The sequence below is a fragment of the Methylobacterium sp. Leaf106 genome (assembly GCF_001422895.1).
Taxonomy (GTDB): Bacteria; Pseudomonadota; Alphaproteobacteria; order Rhizobiales; family Beijerinckiaceae; genus Methylobacterium; species Methylobacterium bullatum.
This window is the reverse complement of sequence record NZ_LMNB01000019.1, coordinates 1-10962: the sequence shown is the minus strand read 5'-3', so window position 1 is coordinate 10962 and position 10962 is coordinate 1. Positions and strand designations below refer to the sequence as shown.

Genomic DNA, 10962 nt, shown 5'->3' with positions numbered 1-10962 from the left:
TGGGGCACGCAGCAGGGTCGGGGGTCCAAACCCCGGCCCGTCTCCTTCAGGCGGTCCGCTTCCAACCCGGACCGAGAYCCTGGGGCACGCAGCAGGGTCGGGGGTCCAAACCCCGGCCCGTCTCCTTCRRGCGGTCCGCTTCCAACCCGGACCGAGATCTTGGAATACACACTAGGGTCAGGGGTCCAAACCCCGGCCCGTCTCCTTCAATAGGAACTGCTGGATGACGAGCGTCCGTGAGAAGAGCGCAATTGCTGCCAAGCAAATAGCTTTACGTGAACAGTTGTGGCCTAATGTGGATGCCTGGCTTTGGCAACGCAAAGCCAACAAGGGCTTCACTACCATCCCTAAGACATTTCCTCTCATCCTTCAGATCATGGATGAGATGACGAAGGACACGCCCGTCTCTCGAACATACATGGCGTTGTGGTGTTCCACCTGGGACAACTCCTTCGTCAATCTCTCGAAACCGAAGGAGTTGGCCCATGCCTCCGGCTTCAGTGGTCAGCGCAGGGAGAGCACCTGGATCAGCCGGATGCGTTTGTTGGCGAAGCTGAACTTCATCTCCATCGCAGATGGTAAAAGCGGTCCGATGAGTCACGCCATCATCTGGAACCCTCATCATGTGATCCGCATGCACCATGCGCAAAAGACGCCTGGGCTGGCTGCTGGCAGCTACAATGCGCTTGTCGAGTGGGCCCTGGAAATCGGCGCAGGGGACATGACAACGCCCTACGCGGCGCCAGCGGCCGCATCAGCACCAGCTGAACCACCGCCAGCAGCAGCTGCTGAACCGCCATCTGCGGCTCCTGCGACCAGCGCGGTAGACGTAGGCGCTAAGGCCGTAGCCTCATAGGCTCAAAAGCTCATGACCTCTTGTTCGTCATGTGAAATTCATGTAGCTTTCCAGCCTCAAAGATCTACGAGGCTGTGGATCTAAAAGGCTTTGAGCCCATGAAGGTGATAACGCTCGCTACGCAGAAGGGCGGCTCCGGCAAGACGACGCTGGCTGCCTCCCTCGCTGTAGCTGCTGCGGAGGCCGGTGAAGGCGTTGTCGTCATCGATCTGGATCGGCAGCGTTCATTGGAAGCGTGGGAGGAACGGCGGCGCGGCATCGAGCACAAGACGCGGGTGATCTACCGCGCTGTCGAAGCTGAGGGTCTTGGGGTCCTGCTGAGCAAGATCCGAGGGCATCAGCCAACCACGCTGGTGGTGATCGACACGCCCGGCATCCTCGATGATACAGCGCGTATCGGCATGGACGCGGCCGACATCACGCTCCTTCCCGTCCGCCCCGCCATCATGGATGCCCAGGCCGCGATCCGTACCGCCGTCGAACTGGATCTACAGGATCGCGCCTTCGCCTTCGTGCTTACCCAGGTGCCACCGGGAAGCCCGGCTAGGGCCGAAGCTCCGGCGCGTGAACTGGTGAAATATGGCCCCCTCTTCCCAGGCTTGATTGGGCTGCGTCTGGATCACCAGGACGCAATCTTAGAGGGACAAGGGGTCACGGAATTTCGACCACGCGGTCAGGCCGCCGACGAGGTGCGGCAGCTGTGGGACTGGACCGCCAAGCAGCTTCGGGAGGGTGATCATGAATAAGAAGTCGAAGGGATGGAGCGAGGCCACCGGCCAGTTCGCAAAGATCGCCGAAGAGGGCCGACAGCTCGGAAGACCCAAAGCCTCAAAGACTGATAGCGTCTTGGATCTACAGCCTCATGAAGTTGATGCACCTGTTCCCACTCTTGCTCCTGCTTCGAGCGAGAAGCCATCCCAGGTGAAGCGCACTTCGACCTCGCTGTACCTCACTCCAGCAGCGCATAGGGCAATTCGGATGCATGCGGCCGAGAAGGGGGTCAGGCCACACCGGATCTACGACGACGCCCTCCGAGCCTACTTCAAGACGCACAAGTTGGAGGACTTCGACGAACTAAACGGCTTAGAGCCATAGCCTTATGGGTGCATGAGGCTGAATCATTGTTGGAGGCTTCGATGTCAGACCCGCAGGTCATCGCCGCCTACGCCGCCGGCACTGCGACAGTCCTTGGGGCGATCACAGCCCTGCTGGCTGAGTTGCGCCGTTGGAGGCGGATGAGTCGTTCAGACAGTCCTCGGGGATCTGAGTAGAGCCAGATCGATGGGCGGCACGGACCTCGGCCAACTCGCGCTGTAACGCCTCGATCTCAGCATGAAGTTCGCCAGCATCAACGGCCAGCTCGATGCATTGTTCTTGCACCTCGGCGAGCTGGGTTCGGAGTTCAATGTTCTCGGCTGCGAGGGCGAGCAATAGGAGATCGTCTGGAACGGTGGGCTCCTTCTCGGGCAGGCACCGGGTGAGCTTGCTTAACGAGAGTTTGACGCGGGGAGGCGCTTCAGGCGAGATAAGGGTTGGCCGTCGTGGCCAGAGTCGGGGTCGACTACAACGAGATACCAAAACGCAGAAACCCGCCGGTGAGGGCGGGTTCCAGGTTCACAGCCGGGGCTGATCAGATCTTCAATTGGCGTTGAGATCATCGATCACCCCCCTGCCGATGTCAACGGGGTGCACTTCGCCGCCGGGCGATTTCGGCTGGGCATTTGCGCGATTGCAAGCGGCTTCCCTCTACGGGCCGTTTGCAATCGCGCAAATGAAGACGTCGCTTTCGTTTGCGTGTGGCTTGCAATCGCGCAAATCTGCAAGCGGTCCTGTGATCCTGTGACTCCTCCCTCCGGTGGGCCTGCATGGTCCGGGGAGAGATATGTTCGCTGACGAAATCAGATGCGCGGCCCAGACGGCTTTGCGCTCGAAGTTGCCCGAAGTGCTGTCCATCATGTGGAAGGCCTTCGGGGAGGGGCACCTCACGGAAGGCCAGGCCGAGGAGCTTTCCGCTTTGATCGAGGCGCGGCGGGTCGTGTCTGCAACTGGTACCCAGCGAAGAAGTGCAGGATCGCGGCCTCGGTCACCGGCTTCAATCGAGCGCCGACGCCGATGGGCTGCGTCGGGGGCCATGCCGGTAGGGCTGGCGTCCAGGTTCTCAATTGCCGAGCAGGCTGCTCTGGCCGTTGTCGCCGGCGAGGTGATGAAGCACGGGCGCTGTACCTTGTTCATCGGGCACATCGCGGCTCTGGCAGGGGTCAGCGAGACTTCGGTGCGGAACGCGTTGCGCGAAGCGAAGCAGCTCGGTTTGGTGGTCGTAGAGATCCGACGGGTGACTGCATGGCGGAACGACGCGAACGTCGTGACGATCGTCTCAGCCGAATGGAATACATGGCTCTCCCGAGGTGGCCGAGGGGGAGGATACAAATCTGTGAAGGGCTCGGATTCCAACTTCAGATCGGAGTCAGGATCCGGAAGAAATGGAGGGGAGAAGCAGACGGGTTATCGGGGATCAAGCTCTCTCGGCGGGCAAGGGAGCTATGCCTCTACGATACAGTTTCCAGCGCCAGAGAAAGCCGCCCAGGCCCCTTGCAGGCATAAGGGCTACTTCGGGGCGGTTTCACCGAAACGGCTGCCACGGGGCTCCTGAATGGATTTAACGGCATTTGGCCGATTTCTCTTCCCATTTCTGAGCGGAGAAACCTCAACGACATCAAAGAGTTATGATTTAATCCCTATTTAGGAATTTACCTTTTTTATGGACTGTCAAGCAAGGGGGAGCAATCTTACCTGTCACCGAAGGTCAGAACGGATCGCACGGTCGTGCCCGAACTCGGTCTTGATCAGGTGGCGGGCTTCAGCTCGCGCAATAGCTGCCGGGCTGAGATTGCGTGACCAGCCCGCTCGCTTCCCCAGGATCGGGCCACCCAGACGGTACGTGAAGTTCCGAAACTTGGCCGCTGAGGGTGAGTTCTTTGCGAGGTAGGTGATGGCGCTGTGGAGCCGCCCTGAGGGCTGCCGGGCCAGTCGGTAGTCAGCTGGCCGAACGTCGATTTCGTCCGTGTCGCCGCACCATTTGGCGACGTTGTCGGCGAAAGCTTCCTGTAGGCTGGGAGGAATGTGGGTGAGGAGATGTAGATGCTCCGCCTCTCCGGTGTCACGGGTGCTCTCCCTCGACCACACGTTGATGTGCTCGAAATGGTTGTCGCGGGCGAACTGGGCGATCTTGTTCTTGTAGTCGTCCCACAGCACGATTCGCTCAGCCGGGCTGAGGTTATCGATGATGATTGGTCTGATCGTGACGAAGCGATTGAACGGCAGCTTCAAGTCTTTGGCGAAATGCCATGCGTTGAACATGTGGCCGACAGTCACCGGTGCGATGCTTCTGCTGACCTTTCGCTTTCCGATCTTCGGTTTCTTCTGCCAGCCGTTCCAGCTCGGGGCTGACGTGGATTTCGCTCTCATGTCAGGAGTCAGATCCTAAACCATATAAGAGGGAGATTGGGCTCGTTCGGCCTGCTGCAAGGGTGAGGCTCGTAGTCAAACCCTTGATAGATCAGGAGGATCTGACCAGCGTGCTCAGCCAGCTGCCTCTGCAGATCCTTGGAAACTTCTGAGCGGATTTCGTTGGCCTGGAACACGTAGCGAACAACTTTTGCTCCCTGGCTCCGACGGCGTCAAGTCATGTGCCTGAGGCGACAAGCAGCGATGATCTACCGCCTCCCGAAGCGGATGTCGGTGGCCACGGCCTTCAGCCGCTCGGGCTCCCGCTCCTTGCGCTCGCTGTAGCGGGCCACGAGGGAGGCTGCTGAACGTGCTCACTGCAATCCTGCTGACCTCGTCGGTGAAGGTCTGGCGGCACGCATGAGGGCCGCCAGTGGGCTTAGCCGCGCTTGCTCATATTGCCGCCCATACCTTCACAACAGCAGGCCGCCTTCTTGCCTTTCGTGCCGTGCTTCATCGCCGCCATGTCGCCCTTGGCGCACATCCCGGACTTGCCCTTGCTGCCGCCACAACAGCCCATGGCAAGGGCAGGAGCAACGCTCAGGAGCATGAGGGCAGCAGCGGTTGCGATCAGCTTCTTCATCGGGTGATTTCCTTCTCTGGATCGGTGTCCTCGTAGCATTTCAGCGTTTCACGAAGCCAATGTCGGCAGCCACTGCCTTGAGCCGCTCGGGCTCCCGCTCCTTGCGTTCGCTGTAACGGTCGACGAGGTAGGCGGCTCGCTCACGGGTCAGCAGGGTGAATTTGAACAGTTCCTCGCAGACGTCGACAACCCGATCGTAGAGCGGTCCCGGTTTCATCCGGCCGGCATCGTCGAATTCTTTGTAGGCCATCGGCACCGAGGACTGGTTCGGGATGGTGATCATCCGCATCCAGCGTCCGAGGAGGCGCAGGCTGTTGACCGCGTTGAACGATTGCGAGCCGCCCGACACCTGCATCACCGCCAAGGTCCGCCCTTGCGTCGGGCGCACCGAGCCCTCCGACAGTGGCAGCCAGTCGATCTGGCTCTTCATCACCCCGGTCATGTTGCCGTGACGCTCGGGACTGACCCAGACATGGCCCTCCGACCAGATCGAGAGGTCGCGTAGCTCCTGGACCTTGGGATGGTCGGCGGTGGCGTCGTCGGGCAGGGGCAGGCCGTGCGCATCGTAGATCCGCACTTCACCACCCATGGCCTCCAGCAGACGGGCAGCCTCATGGGCGAGGAAGCGGCTGAACGACCGCTCCCGGAGCGATCCGTACAGGATCAGGAAGCGGGGGGCGTGGGTGAATGGTGCGGCGACCTGAAGGCTGTCCTGCGTCGGCGCCTCGAAATGCGCCTGGCTCAGGTTCGGCAGGCCATCGACGAAAGGCTGCTGGGGCTTGTCCAAGGAGCTTCATTCCTCTACGTTTCAATAATGATTGAGACATTGACATCATGATCGATGAACAGCAAGCCGTCGCCGCCTTCGCCGCGCTCGGTCAGGAGAACCGGCTGCGGATCGTCCGCGCCCTCGTGACCGCCGGCCCAGATGGGTTGAGCGCCGGCGCGCTGGCTGGGGAGGTCGGCGTGTCCGGCACCAACCTCTCGTTCCACACCAAGGAACTGAGCCATGCCGGGCTGATCCGGTCCCGACGCGACGGCCGGTCGATCATCTACAGCGCCGCCTATCCGGCCCTGTCCGGCTTGATCGAGTTCCTGATGCGCGACTGCTGCCAGGGCCGCCCGGAGGTCTGTGCCCCGGCGGTTGAGGCCCTTGCTGCCTGCCTTTGCCTTCCCGGAGAGACCGCCCATGCCTGACCGCGTCTACAACGTCCTGTTCCTCTGCACCGGCAACTCCGCCCGCTCGATCCTCGCGGAGTCGATGCTCAACAAGGAGGGCCAGGGCCGCTTTCGGGCCTTCTCCGCTGGCAGCCAGCCCAAGCCGAATGTGAACCCAATGGCCGTGCAGGTCCTGCGCGAGACAGAGTACCCAACCGAGGGGCTGCGCTCGAAGACCTGGGACGAGTTCGCGGGCCCTGACGCGCCGGTCATGGATTTCGTCTTCACCGTCTGTGACAACGCCGCTGGCGAAGCCTGCCCGTACTGGCCCGGCCAGCCGGTGACGGCTCACTGGGGCATCGAGGATCCCGCCGCAGCCGAGGGCACCGACCTAGAGCGCAAGACGGCCTTCGTCACTGCGCAGCGCTACTTGAAGAACCGGATCTCGGCCTTCGTCTCCCTGCCGCTCTCCAGCCTCGACCAGGTAGCCCTGTCCGCCAAGGTCCGCGAGATCGGCCAGCAGGCTGGTGCCACTTCGCCCCGTTCGGAGGTCGCGTGATGGACGTCGTCATCTACCACAACCCGGATTGCGGCACGTCGCGCAACACCCTGGCCCTCATCCGTAACGCCGGCATCGAGCCTCACGTCGTCGAGTATCTGAAGACGCCGCCGAACCGAATCCTGGTGCGCCAGCTTGCCGAGCGGGCTGGGCTCACGGTCCGCGACTTCCTCCGCGAGAAGGGAACGCCCTACGCCGAACTCGGTCTCGACGACCGAACCCTGACGGACGACCAGCTTCTGGATGCCATCGCCGAGCACCCGATCCTGCTCAACCGTCCCTTGGTGGTCAGCCCGAAGGGCGTTGCCCTCTGCCGCCCCTCCGAGGCGGTGCTCGACCTCCTGCCGGCTCAGCAAGGAGAGTTCGTCAAGGAAGACGGTGAGCGCGTCGTCGATGAGCACGGGCGCCGCGTCGCCACCGCCTGATCCCGCCTTCCCGACATCAAAAACAAGAAACGGCCCCGATGCTCGCACTTGCCATTTTCGTGGTCACCCTGGTCTTCGTCATCTGGCAGCCCAAGGGGTTTGGCATCGGATGGAGTGCACTCATCGGCGCGGCCGTGGCGCTGGCCACCGGCGTCATCCACGCGGGTGACATCCCATTGGTCTGGCACATCGTCTGGGACGCCACCTTCACCTTCGTCGCGCTCATCATCATCTCGCTGCTCCTCGACGAGGCCGGGTTCTTTCATTGGGCGGCGCTCCACATAGCCCGCTGGGGCGGCGGTCGCGGGCGCTTGCTGTTTCCGCTGGTCATCCTCCTGGGCGCGGCCATCGCGGCGGTCTTCGCGAACGACGGAGCGGCGCTGCTGCTCACGCCCATCGTCCTGGCGATCCTGCTGCGCCTCGACTTCAAGCCGGCGGCAGCGCTCGCCTTCATCGTGGCCTGCGGGTTCGTAGCGGATTCGACCTCGCTGCCGCTGGTGATCTCGAACCTCGTCAACATCGTCTCGGCCAACTTCTTCGACATCTCCTTCAGCCGCTACGCCGCCGTGATGGTGCCGGTGAACCTCGTCTCCCTCGCCGCGACTCTGGTGGTGCTCTGGCTGTTCTACCGGCGCGACCTGCCGGCCACGTATCCCGTTGGCGAACTGGAGGCGCCGCGCCAGGCCATCCGCGACCCTCTCGTCTTCCGGGCAGCGTTCCCGCTCCTCGGACTGCTGCTAGTCGCCTATTTCGTTACCGCGCCGTTTGGGGTGCCGGTCTCGGTGGTGACTTGCGCTGGCGCTCTCATCCTTCTGGCCCTGGCCAACCAGAGCCGGGTGATCCCCATCCGCAAGGTCTTGACGGGCGCCCCCTGGCAGATCGTGCTGTTCAGCCTGGGCATGTACCTCGTCGTCTACGGCCTGAAGAATGCTGGCCTGACGGACTACCTGGCACAGGGACTAGCTTGGCTCGCCGGCCATGGACCGTTCGTCGCCACCATCGGGACGGGGTTCGCTGCCGCCATCCTGTCCTCGGTGATGAACAACATGCCGAGCGTCTTGGTGGGTGCGCTCTCCATCCAGCAGGCCCCGGACCTGTCGCCGCTGATGCGTGAGCTGATGGTCTACGCCAACGTCATTGGCTGCGATCTCGGACCGAAGTTCACGCCCATCGGGAGTCTTGCGACCCTGCTCTGGCTGCACGTCCTCGACACCAAGGGCCAGCACATCACCTGGGGCCAGTACATGAAGGTCGGCCTGGTAATCACTCCGCCCGTGCTGCTGGTCACGCTCCTGGCGCTCGCGGCCTGGCTGCCCATGCTCGGCACGCAGTAGGCCACACCATGGGTGAGGCACGACGCTGGCCGGTGATCTCCGCCCTGGGCGTAGTGCAGATCCTTACCTGGGGGTCGTCGTTCTACCTGCCGGCGGTACTCGCTGGTCCCATTGCGGAGAACACTGGCTGGCCGCTGGCCTGGGTGGTCGGCGGCCTGGCTCTCGGCCTGCTAGTCGCCGCGTTTGCCTCGCCGCACGTCGGCACGGTGATCCATCGTCAGGGCGGGCGGCCGGTTCTCGCGCTGGCGGCCCTGCTATTGGCGGCGGGCCTGACGGTCCTGGCTGTTGCGCCCGTGCTGCCGGTCTACCTGGCAGGCTGGCTGCTGCTGGGGTTGGGCATGGGCTGCGGCCTCTATGACCCAGCCTTTGCCACACTCGGCCGGCTCTACGGCGCTGAGGCACGGCCGGCGATCACCACGCTGACCCTATGGGGTGGGTTCGCCAGCACGGTCTGCTGGCCGCTGTCAGCGTTTCTGGTCGCGCAGGTCGGCTGGCGCGGGGCGTGCCTGACCTACGCTGGCCTGCACTTGCTGGTCACCCTGCCGCTGGTGCTGCTGCTGATTCCGTCGGCTCCTACATTGTCAGCACCCACGGATACCCACACGACGAGCACCGGCCCGCTATCATTCGGCGAGAGGCAAGCCTTCCTTTTGTTCGCTGGAGTGCTGATCCTCGGCGGTGCCATCATGGCGCTGGTGTCGGTGCATCTGATCACCTTGCTACAGGCGCGGGGCGTAGCGCTCGCCTCAGCCGTCTCCTACGGGGCGTTGATCGGCCCGGCGCAGGTCGGTGCCCGCATCGTGGAGATGTCGTTCAAGGGGCGGCACCATCCGCTCTGGACGCTGACCGCCGCCTTCGGACTGATCGCCTTGGGTCTCAGCCTTCTGACTTTCGGAGCGCCGGGTGTCGGCTTGGCTCTTGTGCTCTACGGGGCGGGGAACGGCATCTATTCGATTGCACGGGGCACGGTGCCGCTCGTGCTGTTCGGACCCGAGCGCTACGCTCCTCTGGTCGGTCGTCTGGCTCGGCCAGGGCTGGTGGCGCAAGCTCTCGCTCCTTTACTCGGCGCCTATGTGCTGACAAGCGCAGGAGCTGATGCCCTTTGGGTCATTCTGCTGGTGCTTGCTCTGGCGAACATCGGCCTGATTACCGCTCTGTGGCGGAACAAGCAAAGTCAAGCACAAACCTAGTTGTCGAAATAGGGTCTTTTAGTACTCTCGGAAGTAATCCCCCTACACAACAGGCCGGGGGGGTGTCGAATAAAAAAATACACTTCTCGATTTATGTAACGCTACAGATTTACCCTGGTGTAATCTTGGGCGGATCCGTAAATATGTCTGGCGACGCCCAAATGTCCGTGTTACGTTTGAAGCAACGAACGATGCTTCAGATGGAACGACGCGATGGCGACCGGCAAGTACGTGGCCTACTACCGAGTCAGTACGGGCAAGCAGGGGCGGTCGGGGCTTGGTCTCGACGCGCAGGAGCAGACTGTGCGCGACCGGCTCAACGGCGGCGACTGGGTACTCGTGGGTGAGTTCAAGGAGATCGAGAGCGGACGGATCTCACACCGACCGGAGTTGGCGAAGGCGTTGGCCTTCTGCCGGGTGATGGGCGCCAAGCTGATCGTGGCGAACGTCTCCCGCCTTACGCGCAATCCTGACTTCATGAGCACCCTCGTCGCGGCCGACGTCGAGGTCGAGTTCTGCGATCTTCCAAACGTCGAGGGGCCAGTCGGCAAGTTCATGTTGCGGCAGATGCTCAGCGTCGCTGAGCTGGAGGCCGGCATGATCGCGGAGCGAACCCGGAAGGCGCTGGCGGCAGCGAAGGCACGGGGCAAGGTGCTCGGGGGCGACCGCGGTAATCTCTCCTCCGACAACGTCCGAGGCCGCGCTGTCAGCCTCAAGGTGCGGCAGGATCAGGCGGTCCGTAGGCAGTCAGATCTGATGCCAATCATCCAAGAGATCCAAGGGAATGGCGCGCAAAGCCTGAGGGCGATCGCAGTCGCTCTGAATGAGCGAGGGATCCCTGCAGTACGAGGCGGTGCTTGGTCGGCATCACAGGTGAAGCGGCTCCTCGACGAGCAGGGGAAATCTGAAATCCGCCACCCCTTCCTCTCCTCCATCCCGTGAGCACGCAGAGGACAGGGAGGATAAGCGATCACATGAGTACGGGTCAGCACAGACGCCGCCGGGTCAAGTGTTTGATCGGAATGATGAATTTGTCTTGCCGCGATATGAATCTTGCGTGAGATCGAGCGAGTCGCAATGGATCTTTCATCTCATGGGGTTGGGAGGCACGATCCCTGTAACTCAACTCCTGCGAGACAATGTCTAAGTCATTGAAAACAAACAGCTTTTGAAATAGACATTCTTCAGCAGCGCAAGTACGGTCCGCTTCCAACCCGGACCGAGATCYTGGGGCACGCAGCAGGGTCGGGGGTCCAAACCCCGGCCCGTCTCCTTCAGGCGGTCCGCTTCCAACCCGGACCGAGAYCCTGGGGCACGCAGCAGGGTCGGGGGTCCAAACCCCGGCCCGTCTCC

At 62.4% G+C, this 10962-nt stretch carries 12 protein-coding genes and 1 pseudogene; 9 read left to right on the top strand and 4 right to left on the bottom strand.

Annotated elements, in window-relative coordinates; translation table 11 throughout:
• Positions 1–223 precede the first annotated feature (223 nt).
• The 3 genes from ASF34_RS22290 to ASF34_RS22785 all read left to right on the top strand — a co-directional run bounded on the left by ASF34_RS22290 (position 224) and on the right by ASF34_RS22785 (position 1951).
• Positions 224–856, top strand: coding sequence for a hypothetical protein (locus ASF34_RS22290; protein WP_082494152.1), 633 nt, complete (start codon positions 224–226; stop codon positions 854–856).
• 98 nt (positions 857–954) lie between these two features.
• Positions 955–1602, top strand: a complete 648-nt coding sequence (locus ASF34_RS11790; RefSeq protein WP_056161259.1) for a nucleotide-binding protein — start codon at positions 955–957, stop codon at positions 1600–1602.
• A complete protein-coding gene (locus ASF34_RS22785; protein WP_156465706.1) occupies positions 1595–1951 on the top strand; it encodes a hypothetical protein in 357 nt (118 codons plus the stop codon). Before ASF34_RS11790 ends, ASF34_RS22785 begins: the two co-directional genes overlap by 8 nt.
• Before the next feature lie 1698 nt (positions 1952–3649).
• On the opposite strand, the gene ASF34_RS11785 is transcribed toward ASF34_RS22785, so the two are convergent.
• From ASF34_RS11785 to arsH, 4 genes and pseudogenes are all read right to left on the bottom strand, one after another.
• Entirely contained in the window at positions 3650–4321 is a 672-nt protein-coding gene (locus ASF34_RS11785; RefSeq protein WP_156465705.1) for a hypothetical protein, read from the bottom strand.
• A 248-nt stretch (positions 4322–4569) separates the two neighbouring features.
• Positions 4570–4656, bottom strand: a pseudogene (locus ASF34_RS23475) (arsenical resistance protein ArsH); the annotation flags it as partial.
• Between the two features lie 83 nt (positions 4657–4739).
• Positions 4740–4943: a hypothetical protein gene (locus ASF34_RS11780; RefSeq protein ID WP_056161255.1), complete on the bottom strand. Its 204-nt coding sequence runs from the start codon at positions 4941–4943 to the stop codon at positions 4740–4742.
• Between the two features lie 40 nt (positions 4944–4983).
• Positions 4984–5730 (bottom strand): arsenical resistance protein ArsH, encoded by a 747-nt coding sequence (gene arsH / locus ASF34_RS11775; protein WP_056161253.1) that lies wholly within the window; start codon positions 5728–5730, stop codon positions 4984–4986.
• A 47-nt stretch (positions 5731–5777) separates the two neighbouring features.
• Here arsH and ASF34_RS11770 point away from each other — a divergent pair, with 47 nt between their 5' ends.
• The 6 genes from ASF34_RS11770 to ASF34_RS11745 all read left to right on the top strand — a co-directional run bounded on the left by ASF34_RS11770 (position 5778) and on the right by ASF34_RS11745 (position 10551).
• A complete protein-coding gene (locus ASF34_RS11770; protein WP_056161251.1) occupies positions 5778–6140 on the top strand; it encodes an ArsR/SmtB family transcription factor in 363 nt (120 codons plus the stop codon).
• Complete coding sequence (locus ASF34_RS11765) at positions 6133–6660, top strand: arsenate reductase ArsC (RefSeq protein ID WP_056161250.1); 528 nt, start codon at positions 6133–6135, stop codon at positions 6658–6660. Before ASF34_RS11770 ends, ASF34_RS11765 begins: the two co-directional genes overlap by 8 nt.
• Positions 6660–7085 carry an arsenate reductase (glutaredoxin) gene (gene arsC, locus ASF34_RS11760; RefSeq protein ID WP_056161248.1) on the top strand — a complete coding sequence of 142 codons (426 nt, stop codon included), beginning with the start codon at positions 6660–6662 and terminating at the stop codon, positions 7083–7085. Before ASF34_RS11765 ends, arsC begins: the two co-directional genes overlap by 1 nt.
• Before the next feature lie 38 nt (positions 7086–7123).
• Complete coding sequence (locus tag ASF34_RS11755; protein ID WP_056161246.1) at positions 7124–8419, top strand: arsenic transporter; 1296 nt, start codon at positions 7124–7126, stop codon at positions 8417–8419.
• Between the two features lie 8 nt (positions 8420–8427).
• On the top strand, positions 8428–9609 hold the full coding sequence (locus tag ASF34_RS11750; RefSeq protein ID WP_056161244.1) for an MFS transporter: 1182 nt from the start codon (positions 8428–8430) through the stop codon (positions 9607–9609).
• Between the two features lie 213 nt (positions 9610–9822).
• Entirely contained in the window at positions 9823–10551 is a 729-nt protein-coding gene (locus ASF34_RS11745; RefSeq protein WP_056161242.1) for a recombinase family protein, read from the top strand.
• Positions 10552–10962: the final 411 nt, after the last annotated feature.